Origin of the sequence: Protaetiibacter sp. SSC-01, from assembly GCF_014483895.1 — a bacterium.
In the GTDB taxonomy this organism is placed as follows: domain Bacteria; phylum Actinomycetota; class Actinomycetes; order Actinomycetales; family Microbacteriaceae; genus Homoserinibacter.
Map to the genome: position 1 here is coordinate 2,328,027 of NZ_CP059987.1, position 15,266 is coordinate 2,343,292.

The 15,266-nt window shown below is 73.7% G+C and carries 14 protein-coding genes; 2 read left to right on the forward strand and 12 right to left on the reverse strand.

Annotated elements, in window-relative coordinates:
- Nucleotides 1–3 precede the first annotated feature (3 nt).
- On the reverse strand, nucleotides 4–3,504 hold the full coding sequence (locus H4J02_RS11030; protein ID WP_187674625.1) for a bifunctional proline dehydrogenase/L-glutamate gamma-semialdehyde dehydrogenase: 3,501 nt from the start codon (nucleotides 3,502–3,504) through the stop codon (nucleotides 4–6).
- A gap of 94 nt (nucleotides 3,505–3,598) precedes the next feature.
- Here H4J02_RS11030 and H4J02_RS11035 point away from each other — a divergent pair, with 94 nt between their 5' ends.
- Entirely contained in the window at nucleotides 3,599–4,489 is an 891-nt protein-coding gene (locus H4J02_RS11035) for a LysR family transcriptional regulator (RefSeq protein ID WP_187674626.1), read from the forward strand.
- Here H4J02_RS11035 and H4J02_RS11040 read toward each other — a convergent pair.
- Nucleotides 4,486–4,839: a hypothetical protein gene (locus H4J02_RS11040; RefSeq protein ID WP_187674627.1), complete on the reverse strand. Its 354-nt coding sequence runs from the start codon at nucleotides 4,837–4,839 to the stop codon at nucleotides 4,486–4,488. The two genes, H4J02_RS11035 and H4J02_RS11040, sit on opposite strands and share 4 nt — an antisense overlap.
- Before the next feature lie 246 nt (nucleotides 4,840–5,085).
- Here H4J02_RS11040 and H4J02_RS11045 point away from each other — a divergent pair, with 246 nt between their 5' ends.
- Complete coding sequence (locus tag H4J02_RS11045) at nucleotides 5,086–5,334, forward strand: WhiB family transcriptional regulator (protein ID WP_120763770.1); 249 nt, start codon at nucleotides 5,086–5,088, stop codon at nucleotides 5,332–5,334.
- A 3-nt stretch (nucleotides 5,335–5,337) separates the two neighbouring features.
- On the opposite strand, the gene H4J02_RS11050 is transcribed toward H4J02_RS11045, so the two are convergent.
- From H4J02_RS11050 to H4J02_RS11095, 10 genes are all read right to left on the reverse strand, one after another.
- The gene (locus H4J02_RS11050; RefSeq protein WP_187674628.1) at nucleotides 5,338–6,405 is read right to left on the reverse strand and encodes a hypothetical protein; all 1,068 of its coding nucleotides are present in this window, start codon (nucleotides 6,403–6,405) and stop codon (nucleotides 5,338–5,340) included.
- On the reverse strand, nucleotides 6,399–7,145 hold the full coding sequence (locus H4J02_RS11055; RefSeq protein ID WP_187674629.1) for a hypothetical protein: 747 nt from the start codon (nucleotides 7,143–7,145) through the stop codon (nucleotides 6,399–6,401). The genes H4J02_RS11050 and H4J02_RS11055 overlap by 7 nt, the downstream gene beginning before the upstream one ends.
- A complete protein-coding gene (locus H4J02_RS11060) occupies nucleotides 7,142–8,131 on the reverse strand; it encodes a VWA domain-containing protein (protein ID WP_187674630.1) in 990 nt (329 codons plus the stop codon). Before H4J02_RS11060 ends, H4J02_RS11055 begins: the two co-directional genes overlap by 4 nt.
- Nucleotides 8,128–9,105 carry a VWA domain-containing protein gene (locus tag H4J02_RS11065; RefSeq protein WP_262406050.1) on the reverse strand — a complete coding sequence of 326 codons (978 nt, stop codon included), beginning with the start codon at nucleotides 9,103–9,105 and terminating at the stop codon, nucleotides 8,128–8,130. The genes H4J02_RS11060 and H4J02_RS11065 overlap by 4 nt, the downstream gene beginning before the upstream one ends.
- Nucleotides 9,096–9,569, reverse strand: coding sequence for a hypothetical protein (locus H4J02_RS11070; RefSeq protein ID WP_187674631.1), 474 nt, complete (start codon nucleotides 9,567–9,569; stop codon nucleotides 9,096–9,098). Before H4J02_RS11070 ends, H4J02_RS11065 begins: the two co-directional genes overlap by 10 nt.
- Nucleotides 9,556–10,443 carry a DUF58 domain-containing protein gene (locus H4J02_RS11075; protein WP_187674632.1) on the reverse strand — a complete coding sequence of 296 codons (888 nt, stop codon included), beginning with the start codon at nucleotides 10,441–10,443 and terminating at the stop codon, nucleotides 9,556–9,558. The genes H4J02_RS11070 and H4J02_RS11075 overlap by 14 nt, the downstream gene beginning before the upstream one ends.
- A 9-nt stretch (nucleotides 10,444–10,452) precedes the next feature.
- Nucleotides 10,453–11,448, reverse strand: a complete 996-nt coding sequence (locus tag H4J02_RS11080) for a MoxR family ATPase (protein WP_187674633.1) — start codon at nucleotides 11,446–11,448, stop codon at nucleotides 10,453–10,455.
- A 186-nt stretch (nucleotides 11,449–11,634) separates the two neighbouring features.
- Nucleotides 11,635–13,134, reverse strand: coding sequence for a sensor histidine kinase (locus H4J02_RS11085; RefSeq protein WP_187674634.1), 1,500 nt, complete (start codon nucleotides 13,132–13,134; stop codon nucleotides 11,635–11,637).
- A 20-nt stretch (nucleotides 13,135–13,154) separates the two neighbouring features.
- Nucleotides 13,155–14,393, reverse strand: coding sequence for a regulator (locus H4J02_RS11090; protein WP_187674635.1), 1,239 nt, complete (start codon nucleotides 14,391–14,393; stop codon nucleotides 13,155–13,157).
- Nucleotides 14,390–15,022 (reverse strand): hypothetical protein, encoded by a 633-nt coding sequence (locus H4J02_RS11095; protein ID WP_187674636.1) that lies wholly within the window; start codon nucleotides 15,020–15,022, stop codon nucleotides 14,390–14,392. The genes H4J02_RS11090 and H4J02_RS11095 overlap by 4 nt, the downstream gene beginning before the upstream one ends.
- Nucleotides 15,023–15,266 lie beyond the last annotated feature (244 nt).

The window sequence follows — 15,266 nt, forward strand, 5'->3', positions numbered from 1 at the left end:
CCGCTAGCCGAGGGGCAGGGCCTCGACGAGGGGGCTCGGGGTGCCGAAGCGGTGGGCCGTGATCGAGACGGCCTGCTCGCGCAGGAAGGCGAGCAGCTCGACGCGGCCGCTCTCGGTCACGGCGCCGTCGTATACGGCGATGTCGGGGCGGCCGCCGAGCGCCGTCAGCAGCTCAGCGCCGCTCCCGCCGACGAGACGGATGCGCGCGTCGCGCAGCGCGGACGCCGAGCGCAGCCACTCCTCGGCCGACTCCGAGCGGATGCCGACCCCGGCCTCGCGGAGCGCGTCCAGATCGGCGGGCGCGAGCTCCGCATCCGTCGAGAGGGTGAGCGCGGCGCCCGCGCGCAGCCCCGCGAGCACGACGCGCGCGAGCTCGACGGGGTCGGCCGCGGCCTCCGCCCGCACGACGACGGGCAGGGCGCGGTAGCGAAACGCGTTGCGCTCGGCGGCGAGTGCCGTGACGTCGCGCACGACGCCGAACTCGGTCTCCCATGCGCGGCGGTCGCTCGCGGCGGCCCGCAGCAGCATCCGGCGCGCCTCGTCGCCGCGCGCGCCGAACACCGCGATGAGCCGCTCGGCCCCGGGATCGACGGCCGCGGGCTCGACCGTCGCCGCGACGGGCTCGACGCGCCCGAGACCCAGCAGGTAGTTGGGCCCGCCCGCCTTCGCGCCCGCGCCGACCACCGAGCGCTTCCAGCCGCCGAACGGCTGCCGTTGCACGATCGCACCCGTCGTTCCGCGGTTGACGTAGAGGTTGCCCGCCTCGACGCCGTCGATCCAGCGCGCGACCTCGTCGGCGTCGAGCGAGTGGAGGCCGGCCGTGAGCCCGTAGTCGACGGCGTTCTGCAGCTCGATCGCCTCGTCGAGGGTCGCGGCGTGCATGATGCCGAGCACGGGCCCGAAGTACTCGGTGCGGTGGAACTCCGATCCGGGCGCGACGCCCGTCTTGATGCCGGGGCTCCACACGCGCCCTTCCTCGTCGAGCTGACGAGGCTCGAGCAGCCAGCTCTCCCCCGGCGCGAGGCGCGTGAGGGCGTCGAGCAGCTTGCCGTCGGCGGGCGCGATGAGCGGGCCCATGCGGCTCGACGGGTCCCATGCCTCGCCGACGGGCATCGAGCGCACGGCGTCGAGCAGCTGCTCGTGGAAGCGCCGTGAGCGCGCGACCGCGCCGACGAGGATCGCGAGCGACGCCGCCGAGCACTTCTGCCCCGCGTGCCCGAAGGCCGAGTACGCGACGTCGCGCACCGCGAGGTCGAGGTCGGCCGAGGGCGTCACGACGATCGCGTTCTTGCCGCTCGTCTCGGCGAGGAGGGTGAGACCCGGCCGGAACGAGCGGAACAGCTCGGCCGTCTCGTACCCGCCCGTGAGGATCACCTGGTCGACGCGCTCGTCGGCGATGAGCGTCTCGCCGAGCGAGGAGTCGCCGAGCACGACGAACTGGAGCGCCTCGCGCGGCACACCCGCTTCCCACAGCGTCTCGGTGAGCACCGCCGCGGTGCGGGCAGTGCGACGCGCGGGCTTGAACACGACCGACGACCCGGATGCGAGCGCGGCGAGCGTCGAGCCGCCCGGGATCGCGAGGGGAAAGTTCCACGGCGGCACGACGAGCGTCACGCGCGCGGGCACGAATCGCGCACCGTCGAGCCGCTCGAGCCCCAGGGACTGCTCGGCGTAGTAATGCGCGAAGTCGACGACCTCCGACACCTCGGGGTCCGACTGGTCGACGGTCTTGCCCGCCTCGGCCGCCATGATCTCGACGAGCTCGCCGCGGCGCGCCTCGAGCAGCTCGCCCGCGCGGTGCAGGATCGCGGCGCGCTCGGCGGCGCCGCGTGCGGCCCAGGACCCGGATGCCGCTGCCGCGGTCGCGAGCACGCGGTCGACGCCCGCCGCATCCGGGATCCGCGATGCCGCCACCGTCTCCTCCCCGAGCCGCGTCGTTCGGCTGCGCTCGAGCGCCGCGCGCGCCCACGCGCGGTTCGCGGCGACCGCCGGGTCGGTGTCGGGCGCGTTGTGGAACCCCTCCCCCGTACCGGGGGCCGGCGCGGGCGGCAGCGTGCGGTCCTGCACGCGGTGCGGCGCGGGCACGGTGTCGTCGACCTCGGCGAGCGACGCGAGGAAGCGGTCGCGCTCGCGTGCGAACAGCTGCTCCGAGCTCGACAGCTCGAACACCGCCGACATGAAGTTCTCACTCGCCGCACCCTCCTCGAGTCGGCGGATGAGGTAGGCGATCGCGGCGTCGAAGTCGGAGGCCGCGACGACGGGCGTGTAGAGCAGCAGGCCGCCCGTGTCGCGCCGCACGGCCTCCGCCTGGGCGGGAGCCATGCCGAGCAGCATCTCGATCTCCATGGCGTCCGCCACCCCGCGCTCGGCCGCGAGATGCCGCGCGTAGGCGAGGTCGAAGAGGTTGTGGCCGGCGACGCCGAGCCGCACATGGGCGGTGTTCTCGGGTCGCAGCGCGACGTCGAGCACGCGCTTGTAGTTCGTGTCGGTCTCCTGCTTCGTGTGCCACGTCGCGAGCGGCCAGTCGTGCAGCGACGCGTCGACGCGCTCCATGGGCAGGTTGGCGCCCTTCACGAGCCGCACCTTGATGCCCGCACCGCCGGCGGCGCGCCGCTCCCGCGCCCAGTCGCGCAGCCGCAGGTAGGCGCCGAGCGCATCCGGCAGGTAGGCCTGCAGCACGATGCCCGCCTCGAGCCCCCGCAGCTCGGGGCCGTCGAGGATCCGCTGGAAGACCGCGATCGTGAGGTCGAGATCCTTGTACTCCTCCATGTCGAGGTTCACGAACTTCGGCGGGGATGCGGCGGCTGCATCCGCGTAGAGCGGAGTGAGCGCCTGCACGATGTCGTCGACCGCCTCGTCGAACGCCCACGGCGAGTGCGGCGCGACGGTCGCAGACACCTTGATCGACACGTAGTCGACGTCGTCGCGCGCGAGCAGCCGCCGCGTGCCCTCGAGGCGGCGAGCGGCCTCACGGGCGCCGAGCACGGCCTCGCCGAGCAGGTTGACGTTCGGTCGCGCTCCGCGATCCCGGATGCGGCGGAGCGCCCGCCCCAGCCGCGGGTCGTCCGCGTCGATCACGAGGTGCGCGACCATGCGCCGCAGCACGGCGCGGGCGACGGGCACGACGACGCCGGGCAGGATCGGCGCGACCATCCCGCCGACGCGCAGGGCCGCGCGCAGCGGCCACGCGAGGAAGCGCGGCGGCCGGCGCGAGAGACGCGTGAGCGCACGGGCCGCGACGCGGGGGTCCTCGGGGCGGATGACGCCGTCGACGAACCCGACCGCGAACGCGAGCCCGTCGGGGTCGCGCAGCAGCCCCGCGAGGCGGCGGGCCGAGGGGTCGACGGGCAGGCGCTCGGCCTCGGCGAGCCAGCGCCGCACCTGGGCGACGACGGCGTCGGCGACGTGCTCCTCGTCGGCTCGCGGGTCGACGTGCTCGCCCGTCTCCGCGGGGGCGGCGGATGCGGGGGCGGCGGGGGCGGCGGATCGCTTCGGCGGGGTCACGCGATCAGTGTGCGCCCGACAATCCCATTAGCAACAGCAACGAGTTCTTCGCGATATCCGTCAGTTGCACTTAACGATCTGCTTGACTGGCGGCATGCTCGACGTGCGCCGCCTCGCCCTCCTGCGCGAGCTCGCGCTGCGCGGCACCATCGCATCCGTCGCCGCCGCCCTGCACCAGACGCCGTCGGCCGTCTCCCAGCAGCTCGCCCAGCTCGAACGCGAGGCCGGCGTGCCCCTGCTGCGGAAGGCCGGCCGCCGCCTGCAGCTCACGCCGCAGGCCGAGCTCCTCGTCGGGCACACCGAGCAGATCCTCGACGCCCTGGAGCGCGCCGACACCGAGCTCGCGGCATCCCTCGAGCAGGCGACGGGCGTCATCCGCGTCGCGATGTTCCAGTCCGCCGCGCTCGCGCTCCTGCCCGCCGCGCTCGACGTGCTCGAGCGCGAGCACCCCGCGCTCACGGCCGTCGTCACCCAGCGCGAGCCCGAGACCGCGCTCCACGAGACCTTCGCGCGCGACTTCGACCTCGTCATCGCCGAGGAGTACCCCGGCCACGCGGCCCCGCCCCTCGCGGGCCTCGACCGGCGCCCGCTCACGACCGACGCCATCCGTCTCGCCGTTCCGCCCGGCGGCGAGGGCAGGTTCGCGATCCGCGACATCCGGGATGCGCGCGACGCCCCGTGGGTCATGGAGCCCTACGGCGCCGCCTCGCGGCACTGGGCCGAGCAGGCCTGCCGGCGCGCGGGCTTCGAGCCGCACGTGCGCTTCGAGACGGCCGACCTGCAGGCGCACGTGCGCCTCATCCAGACCGGGCACGCCGTCGCGCTGCTGCCCGACCTCATCTGGCAGGGCGCCGAGCCGAGCGTCGACCTCGTGCCGCTCGACGGCGACCCGCGCCGCACCGTGTTCACCTCGACGCGGCACGCGATGGCGAACCACCCCGCGGTCGTCGCGTTCCGCGAGGCGTTGGAGCGCGCGGCGGGCTAGCGGCTGCGATCCTGGGTGCCGCGCACGACCGACGGCAGGAAGAGCAGCGCGAAGGTCAGCACCGCCACGATGAGGATCGGCCAGCCCCACGCGGGCTGCGCGAAGCTGCCCTGCAGAGCCCCCAACCCGATCGCGAACTGCAGCACCTGCCACACGATCGCGGACGCCCGCACCCACGCCTGACCGCGGAAGAGGCCGACGATCGTGGCGGCCATCCAGGCGACCGCGATGAGCACGAGCGCCGTGAGCGCGAGGGCCGTCGCGAGAGACGTCGGCTCGGCCGCGATGAGGTCGACGAGCAGCACGATCGCGACCGTCGAGACCCCCGCGAGCTCGATCCCGAGCATCACCGCAAGCCCCCAGAAAACGGGCGGACGAGCAGCGCTATTCACAGGCAGATCCCAACCGAAGACTATTGATTAAGGCGTAACAAGTATGAAACAGTGTTGACGGTTGATGTGACGCTCACGACGTGGTGAGTGCGTTCGAATCGACAAAATCCCCCGCCACATTCGAACCCTCTTCAGCCATGCGCGGAAACTCTCCCGAGAGCCCGTGAACAGCGTCAACAGCAACACGAAACGGAGCACCTCAAGATGGACTGGCGCGATAAGGCCGCCTGCCTCACCGTCGACCCGGAGCTTTTCTTCCCGGTCGGTAACACCGGACCCGCCGTCGACCAGATCGAGAAGGCGAAGACCGTGTGCGGACGGTGCACCGTCTCCGAGCAGTGCCTCCAGTACGCCCTCGAGACCAACCAGGACTCGGGCGTGTGGGGCGGCCTCAGCGAAGACGAGCGTCGCGCCCTCAAGCGCCGCGCCGCGCGCGCTCGCCGCGCCAGCTGACCCTCAGTACGGGTACTCGTCCATCCTCGTCGCGAACTCGTCGCGGTCGGACTCGCTCAGCACCTCGGGCACGAGGAAGCCGATCCGCAGACCCTCGACCGGCTCGTCGGTGCCCGCGACGACCGCCTCGCGCGCCGCACGACGGCTGCCGTCGGCGTCGTGCGTGAGGTCGGTGACGTTCGCGTAGAACCGCATCGGGCCCGGCCAGTCGTCGGTGTACCACTCCCAATCGGTCTGGGTGCGCGGGTCGTCGCTGCCGTAGAAGCGCACGAGATAGTCGGGGTCGAAGCCCGTCGACGGGTCGTTGAGCGGCGTGAGCGCGTAGAAGCCGAACTCGTACAGCACCTCTTCGATCGCCGCCATCGCCGCGAGCTTGAGGGCGTGGTCGCGCACGGGCTCGACCGTCGACCACGTGTCGGAGCTGAACGACACGAGCATCGACTCGCCGCCGTAGCCGTTGCGCTCGGCGCGGATGTCGGCCTCGGCCCCCGGCACCCACGCGAAGCCGAACTCCTCCGTGAGGCGCTCGCGGATCGCGGCCATGGCGTCCTCTGCCGTCGCCTGCACCTCCTCGAGCGAGGCGCGCTCGAGGATCTCCTCCTCCGTCTGCCCCTTGATGCCCGGGTACGCGGCCCAGTGGTCGTCCTCGGGGTCGGAGCCGGCCTGCTGCGCGGCACCCGGACGCAGGGCGCTCGCCGCGCCGATCGTTCCGACGTTGACGACGAGGGCGACGGCGAGCGCGATCGCCCCGAGCGTGCGGGCGCGCGCGTTCACGAGCGCCGCGACGACCGCGACGACGAGCGCGAGCTGCAGCGCGAGCGTGACGACGCCGTAGATGGCGGCCGTCGCACCCGCCGCCCACATGATGAGCAGCACGAACGCGAACGCGATCGCGGCGCCGAGCACCGACCAGCCGAGCACGCTCGGGCGACGCGGGGCGGCATCCGGGCCGGGGGCGGCGGATGCGGGGGCCGCGACGCGTACGGCGCCGCGGTAGCCCCCGGGCGGCGGGGGCGGCGGCGCGCCCTCGGCCCCGCCGACGTACTGCCCACGCTCGTGTGACCTCACCATGGCCGATCCGTTCCCGAGCCTCCGCCGTCGCCCTCGTTGCTCTCGTCGCGCTCGTCGCGCTCCTGCTGCCCCTGCTCGAGCCTGTCCTTGATGTCGTCGAGCTTGTCGCCGTCGGGGGTGTCCTGCTCCTCGCCCTGCTCGGGCTCCTCGGGCTGATCGGGCGAGGCGTTGTCCTCGAGCTTCTCGCTCAGGCGCCGCTCCTGCTCCTCGAGCGTCTCCTCCATGCTGCGATCCGGGTCGGGGGATGCGTCGTCCGCCTCGGGAGAGGAGCACTCGGCGGGCGCATCCTCCGTCACGGTGAGCGCCTCCTGCCACGCCTTCGACGCGGCCGCGCCGTCGCCCTCGCGGAGCGCGCGGTCGCCGATCCGCTCGAGCACGATCGCCAGGTTGACGCGCACGGCGCACTGCTCGAGCCCGCGGGCGAGCGCAAGCGCCTCCTCGAATCGCGCGCGCGCACCGTCGAGGTCCCCGAGCTCGGCGAGACCGACGCCCGCGTTGTAGGGCGCCTTCCACGGCTCGAAGACGTTGAACGGCTCCTGCCCGCGGGCGGCCTCCACGGTGCCCGCGTGGTGGCCCGTCGCGTGCGAGGCGACGGCCTGATGCGCGAATGCGTACATGCTGAGCACCTTCGCGCAGAACAGCAGCGCGGCGAGCAGCAGCGGCGTCGAGGCGAGCAGCACGATGCGGCGCACGCGCAGCCGGCGGCGGTTCGCGTGCACGAGGGCGACGGGGTCGGTCACGAGCGCTCACCCCCGCCCGTGCGCGGTCGCCGCACGCTCGCGGCGCTCGCCATGAGCGCCGTCACGCGCGCGAGTTCGAGCGCGAGCAGCGCCGCGACGACGAGCGCGACGATCCACGTGAGATCGACGATCGACTCCGTCGTGCCCTGCGCGGTCGTCGCCGTCGTCGGCGGGGGCGGCAGCTCGAGACGCGTGTCGGCCGAGCGCTCCTGGTACGCGACCCCCAGCTGATCCGCGATGCGCTCGAGATTGGCGGGGTCGATGACCGAGAGCGCCCGCTCCCCCTCGTACTCGATGTAGCTGCCGGGGCCGTCGACGCCCGCGGTCGTCGTGCGCATGGGCCCGCCCTCCGCCGTGCCGTAGCCGAGCACGGCGCCGCCCGACACCTCCGAGGCGCTGCCGGCGAACGACTCCGGCTCCCCCGACCCGGTCTGCTCGCCGTCGCCGAAGTAGAACACCATGCGCGCCCGGTCGGGACGAACGGATGCCGCCGCCTGGAGAGTCTGCTGCACGACGGGCGCCGCGATGCCCACCGAGCTGCCCCGCGAGTTGGCGGTCACCTCCGGGCGCAGTACCGAGAGCGAGGTCACGAGAGCGGTCGTGTCGGTCGTGAGCGGCACGCGCACGACCGCATCCGAGTCGAAGGTGATGAGGCCGAAGCGCGCCCCCGGGTACTCGTTCACGATGCGCTGCACGTCGGCGCGCACGCCCTCGATGCGCGGGCTGTCGCCGTCCCAGTCCTCCGCGACGATGCTCGCTGTCGTGTCGACGACGAGCAGGATGTCGACCTCCGTCGTGAGGGTCTCCGACGTGCCCGGCACGCCCGGCCGCAGCAGGAGCGCACCGCACGCGACGACGAGCGCGAGGCGCACGGCCCACGCGGCACGCGCATCCGGTCGCCGCACGAGCGACCACACCGCGAGCGCGACGAACAGAAGCACGACGATGACGACGATCGCCGCGGGGAGCACGGGCTGGAAGGTCATACGCGCACCCTCCAGACGACGAGCACGAGCGCGAGCGCCGCGACCGCGATGACGACGGGCCACGCGCCCGGCGCGTCGACCTTGACGATGCGCGGCTGCCCGCGCAGTACGGCGGCGTCCTGCGCCTCGACCTCGTCGACGATGCCGTCGATCGTCGTCGTGTCGTGCAGTCCGTAGTAGTCGCCGCCCGTCGCCTCCGCCATCGCCTGCAGCGCGGCGCCCGTCGCGGAGCCCTCCGTCACGGGGTCGATCGCGTAGACGCGCACGTCGAGCGACGCGGCGTAGGCGCCCGCCTCGTCGAGCGTGACCGTCTCGGCGCCGTTCACCTCGTTGTCGGTCGCGAGGATGATCGAGCGCGAGCGCTCCTGGTCGGGGTTGTCGAAGCCGAGCACGCACGCCGCGAGCCCGTCGCCCACGAGCGAGGCGCCGGCGCCGTTGAGCGTGCCGACCCAGAACTCGGGGATGTCCTCGACGTAGTCGAAGCTCTGCCGCACGCTGTCGAGGTGCTCGCGCACGAACGCGTAGTCGTCGGTGAGCGGGAAGACCTGCACGGGCGAGCTGTTGAAGATCGTGAGCCCGATGCGCTCGCCCTGGAACCCCTCGGCGAGGCTCGAGAACAGCTCGAGCACCTCGGCGTCGACGTCGGTCATCGACCCCGACACGTCGAGGCACAGCATGACGTCGCGGTTGCGCGTCTCGGGCTGGATGATGCGCTCCGCCGTCGGGCGGGCCGCGACGACGGCGGATGCGGCGAGGGCGACCGCCGCGAGAGCGAGCACGCCCGCGAGCGCGACCACGCGCATCCGCACCGCGCGCGCGACGCTCGGCAGCGCGCGCACGCGCTCGGCACGCGCGACACGGGCGCCCGCCGCGGCACGGCTGCGGCGCCCGCGACCGAGGAGCACGCCGACGACCGCCGCCGCGACCGCGAGGGCCGCGACGACGGCGAGCATCGCCGGCAGCTCTAGTGCCACGTCTGCACCACCTGCCGCGCGGCCTGGGCGCCCAGCACGGGGTCGACGGGCGCCCCGCGCCGGAAGAGGCTCGGATAGGTGAAGCGGCCGAGGGCGTCGATGAGCGCCGGATGCACGCCCTGCGCCACGAGGTCGCGCAGCGTCAGCACGGGCGCCTCGAGACCGCTGTACTCGTTGACGAAGGCGCGCATGAGGCGGCTCAGCTCGGCGTGGGCTCGACGCGCGTCGAGCTCGCCCGCCCGCACCCGCCGCTCGATGTCGTCGATGCCCTCGAGGTACTCGACGCGCAGCTGCGTGAGCACGGCGGGGCGGTCGACCTCGGGTTGCGCCTCGAGCCGGCGCGGGCGCGTGAGGAACGCGACGAGCACGGCGACGCCCACGATCGCGAGCAGCACCGCGAGCACGAGCAGGAGCCAAAGGAAGCTGTACTGCGCGGGCGGGTAGAGCACGTCATCGCCGGGCATGCGACCTCCCGTGCAGCATCCCGAGCAGAGCGGCGACAGCCGAGTCCTGCCCGTCGAGCTCGACGTGGGTGATCTCGAGGCGGTCGAGCAGGGCGCGGCGGCGCGCATCCTCGGCGCCGCGCTCCGCGTCGAGCTCCGCGACGATCTCAGCGCTCCCGTGCAGGAACTCAGGCACCGCCCATCCGCTCGCCGCGTCGCGACGGGATGCCGCGGGCCGCGCGAGCACGACGGGGTCCGCGTCGCGCAGCGTGATCCAGATGATGTCGTGCTGGGCTCGCAGCCGCCGCAGGCGCCGCTCGACGGCCTCGCCGATGGGCGCCTCGTCGGTCACGATGACGACGATCATGCGCCGTGCGACCGTCTTCGCGACGGCCTCGAGGAGGGCCTCTCGAGGAGCGGGCGTCGTCGCCTCGTCGACGGCCCGGTCGAGGCTGCGCAGCATGAGCTCGACGCCGCCCTCCGAGCGGCGCGGCTCGAGGCGCCGTGCGCGGTCGCCGTCGGCGTACATGAGCAGCGTGTCGTCGCCGTGCCTCACCGCGAGCAGCGCGAGCGCGCCCACGGTGAGCACCGCGAGCTCCTTCTTCGAGCCCTCGTCGCGCGCGAGCGCCTGCATGCCCGTGCCCGTGTCGACGACGAACAGGATGCTGTGGCGCCGCTCCGCGTAGGAGCGCTTCACCATGGGCTCGCCGACGCGCGCCGTCGCGCGCCAGTCGATGTCGCGCACCTCGTCGCCGTGCTCGTACGGCCGCAGGTCCTCGAAGTCGAGGCTGCGCCCGCGCACGAGCGAGGCGTACCCGCCGTCGAGCGGATGCACCGACTTGAGCTTCGAGGCGATGAAGAGTTTGCTCTTCACGCGGGCGAGCAGACCTGACATGACCGAGGGCTAGGGCGTCGGCACGGCGCCGAAGACGGCGTCGACGATGTCCTCGCTGCGGATGCCCTCGGCCTCCGCCTCGTAGGTGAGGAGCACGCGGTGGCGCAGCACGACGTGGCGCAGGCTCGAGACGTCGTCGGGCACGACGTGGTCGCGGCCGTTCAGCAGGGCGAAGGCGCGCGAGGCGCGCAGGAACGCGATGGATGCGCGCGGGCTCGCTCCGTACTTGATGAGACGAGCGCGCTCCTCGCCGATGTACTCCGCGGGATTGCGCGTCACGTAGGCGAGGCCGACGACGTAATTGCGCACTTCGGGCGAGACGTAGATCGACGCCGCGACGTCCTGCAGCATCCGCACCTCCTCGAGGGTCGCGACCTTCGAGGCGTGACGGCCCGGCGCGAGCACGCCCGAGTCGAGGCGCGCGAGCACCTCCAGTTCCTCCTGCGGGCTCGGGTACTGCACGATCTCCTTCAGCAGGAAGCGGTCCATCTGCGCCTCGGGCAGCTCGTAGGTGCCCTCCTGCTCGATGGGGTTCTGCGTCGCGATGACCATGAACGGGTCGGGCAGCTCGTGCGCCTCGCCGCCGATCGTCGTCTGGCGCTCCTGCATCGCCTCGAGCATCGCGCTCTGCGCCTTCGCGCTCGAGCGGTTGATCTCGTCGAGCAGCACGACGTTCGCGTGCACGGGGCCGAGCACCGTGCGGAAGGTGCCCGTCTGGGCGTCGTAGATCTGCGTGCCCGTGATGTCGCTCGGCAGCAGGTCGGGCGTGCACTGGATGCGCTTGAAGCTGCCGTCGATCGTGTCGGCCAACGTGGATGCGGCGGTCGTCTTCGCGAGGCCCGGCACGCTCTCGAGCAGCACGTGCCCGCCCGCGATGAGCGCCACGAGCAGGCTCGTGCGCAGCCGGTCCTGGCCGACGATGCGCTCCGAGTAGGCATCCGTGATGCGCGCGATGACCTCGCGCGCCTCGCTCATCCGCTCGGGCGTCGGCGCGGCCTGGTTCATGGACGGGGCTCCTCCGGGTCAGGACGGCGAGGCGGGCGATCGCCCGGGCCTCCACCCTAACCGGCCCCGCATCCGCCCCACTCACCTCGCTGCTGTCGGTCAAACGCTGCAGCGTTTGGCCACCCGCGACAGGGATAACAGGCGCGCGGGGGCAAACGCTGCAGCGTTTGGCAAGTAACCGACGGGTTAGGGGCGCTGGGTGAGGTACAGCAGCGGCACCTCGATCGTGACCTCGGTGCCCTCCCCCTCGAGCGTGTGCCAGTCGATCGTGCCGCCGAGCTCGCCCTGGATGAGCGTGCGCACGATCTGCGTGCCGAGGCCGGAGCCGACCTTGCCCTCGGGCAGGCCGCCTCCGTTGTCGCGCACACGCACCGAGAGGGTGTCGGTCTTGCGCTTCGCCGAGATCGTGACCTCGCCGTCGTCGCGGCCCGCGAGACCATGCTCGACGGCGTTCGTGACGAGCTCGGTGAGCGCGAGCGCGAGCGGCGTCGCGTACTCCGAGGGCAGGGTGCCGAACGAGCCCGTCTTCTGCGGCCGCACGGTCGTGTTGTGGCTCGAGGCCACCTCCGCGACGAGCAGCAGCACGCGGTCGAAGACGTCGTCGAAGTCGACGTTCTGGCTGAGGCCCTCCGAGAGGGTGTCGTGCACGACGGCGATCGCGGCGACGCGGCGCATGGCCTGCGTGAGGGCGTCGCGCGCGACGTCGTTGTGGGTGCGGCGGCTCTGGATGCGCAGGAGCGACGCGACGGTCTGCAGGTTGTTCTTGACGCGGTGGTGGATCTCGCGGATCGTCGCGTCCTTGGTGATGAGCTCCTGCTCCTGGTGCCGCGACTCGGTGACGTCGCGGATGAGCACGATCGCACCGACGCGGTCGCCGCGGTGCCGCAGCGGGATGGCGCGCAGCGTCACGGTGACCCCGCGCGCCTCGATGTCGGTGCGCCACGGCGCACGCCCCGTGACGACGAGCGGCAGCGACTCGTCGACCGTGAGCTTGCCCGAGAGCAGGTTCGTCGCGACCTCCGCGAGCGACTCGCCCTCGAGCTCCCCCGCGAAGCCGATGCGGTTGAAGGCCGAGAGGGCGTTGGGGCTCGCGAACGTCACCATGCCGTCGACATCGAGGCGGATGAGGCCGTCGGATGCGCGGGGAGCCCCGCGGCGCGGCAGCGTGGGTGCGCCGAGGTCGGGGAAGTCGCCCGTCGAGATCATGCCGAACAGGTCGTCGGCGCACTGGTTGAAGGTGAGCTCCTGGCGGCTCGGCGTGCGCGCCTCGGAGAGGTTCGAGTGGCGCGTGAGCACGGCGATGGGCGTCGAGGTCGTCGCGGCGCCGCTCGGACTCAGGCGACGCAGCACCGGCACGGCACGCACGCGCGTCGGCGTCTCCTCGTACCAGTCGGGCGCGGAGGTGTCGACGATGCGCACCTCCTCGAACGCCTGCCGCACCTGGTCGCGCCACTCGGGCTTGATCTCCTGGCCGACGAAGTCGCGGTAGAAGAGCGTCGCCGCGGACGACGGGCGCGAGTGCGCGACGGCCACGAAGCTGCCGGCGGCCGTGGGCACCCACAGCACGATGTCGGCGAACGCGAGGTCGGCGAGCAGCTGTCCGTCGGCGGCGAGCAGGTGGAGCCACTCGGCGTCGGCCTCCGTCGAGAGGCCCTGCGCGAGCATGAGCTCGGAGAGGGTGGACACGCCCCTAGGCTACGGGAGCCTCACGCGCTCCGTCGCCGGAGCCCGCGCCGCGCGCCCGTCGCCGCGGGGCTCGGGACGAGGGATGCCGCGAGCGAGCGCACCGCGACGCGTGCCGCCGAGCGGGGTGCGGCATCCGCGAGGGGCCGTCCGCCGAGCACGGCCGCGTCGAACGCGGCGGGATCCCACGGCACGAGCACGGGGTCGTCGATGCCGCCGAAGCGTGCGAGGGTCTGTCGCACCTGCCCGCCGGGGTTCACCCCGACGGCGCTCGCACGCAGCTTGTTGACGACGACCGTCACGCGCTCGGGCTCGACGAGCTCGAGCAGCTCGGCGTGACCGCGCAGGAGCCGCGGGATGCCGACCGGGTCGGCCGCACCCACGGCGACGACGCGATCCGCCGCACGGAGCACCTCGAGGCCGGCCGCGTTCCGCCGCGGGCCGTCGACGTCGCGCGCGAGCTCGTCGTCGCGCTCGAGGCTCGCCGCGAGGTCGACGACGACCACCTCGCACAGTCCGCGCAGCGCCGCGAGCGCCGCCTCGACACGCGCCGCGCCGAGCTCGGGCCAGCGGGCGGGCCGGCCGATGCCCGTGAGCACGCGGAACGGATGCCGCGCGCCCCGCGGCACGACGGCGAGCCGCTCGAGCTGCGTCTCGTCGAGGCCGCCGATCCCCGCGAGCCGGCACGCGGCGGCGAAGCCGGGCGCCTCGTCGAGCAGGCCGAGGGCGGGGGCGACGGATGCCGCGTGGGTGTCGGCGTCGGCGAGCACCGTGCGCCACCCCGCGGTCGCGAGCTCGGCGGCGAGCGCGATCGCGAGGCTCGTGCGCCCGGGCGCCCCGTGCGGACCCCACACGGCGACGACCGTCGCTGGCCGTCGCACGGTGCGCGGCATTTCGGGGAGCGGCGCGGCGGGCTCGTCGTCGACGGGCGCGGGCCGACCGCCCTCGAGGAGGGCCCAGTCGGCGGGCCCCTCGACGGGTTCGAGGATGCCGAGCCGGGCCGCGTGGCGGGCGCCGTCGGCGTCGTCGACGACCACGAGCATCCGCACGCCCGCGACGTCGGCCGTCTCGACGAGCCGCGGCGTCAGATGCTGCGGGGTCGCCGCGACGATGGCGAGCTCGACGGGCAGCTGCGGCAGACGCGCCGCGAGCTCGTCGCCGCCCGAGCAGCGCAGCACGACCTCGTGGCCGTGGTGGGCGGCGGATGCGGCGAGCCGCTGCTCGGCGTCGAGCGGGAGCGAGAGGGCGACGCGCACGCTCATCCCCCGAGCGGGAGCCCGGCGGGCACGACCGCGAGGGCGTCGCCGTTCGCCTGCGCCTGGAGCACGCGCGCGACGCGGCCGCGCGGCACGAGCACCTCGACCGAGCCGGCATCCGCGGAGCCGACGAGCCGGTCGTCCTCGACGATCCGGACGACGACGGCGTCGGCGACGAGCACGACGGGGGCGCCGTAGCCGCGGCCGTCGACCTCGGCGGGCGAGGTCCACACGTCGACGCTCGAACCCGGCCGCACCGACGCGCTCACGGGGGCGGCGAGCCGCAGCACGAGCGCCGTCGAGCGCACGCCGGCCGCGTCGCCCACGGCAGCGCGAGGCAGAAGCTCGCCCCCGCGTACGGCCCGCACGACCACGAGCCCCTCCGCGGGCACGTCGCCGGCCCGCAGGTACAGTCCGTCGGCGCCGTCGAGGGCGACGGAGCGCTCGACGAGATCGCCACGATCGATGCGGTCGCCGGGGCTCAGCGCGGATGCCGCCGCGTAGACGGTCGTGCGGGTGTCGAGCGCGCCGACGAGCACCACGACGCCCGCGACCGACGACGCCACGAGCGCGAGCCCCACGACGAGACGCATGTCGATCGCGCCCCGGCGCCTCCTGGATGCCGCGAGGACCACGGTGCCTCCCCTCCCGCCGCGCGTGCCACGGCGCCGCCCATCGTGCCGCGGGATCGCGACCACCCGCCGGAGTTGTCCACAGCGCCCACGGGGATCGGGACAGATGTCCCTTCCCGCCCGATCCAGGCGGCTCCTAGCGTGAGTGCCCGTCACCCGCAGGCTGAGGTGGCGGCGGGGCCCGGGCCGCACCCGCCTGGGCTCCGCCCCACCCGTCCGGTTATCCACAGCCGTCCACGCAGCGGGA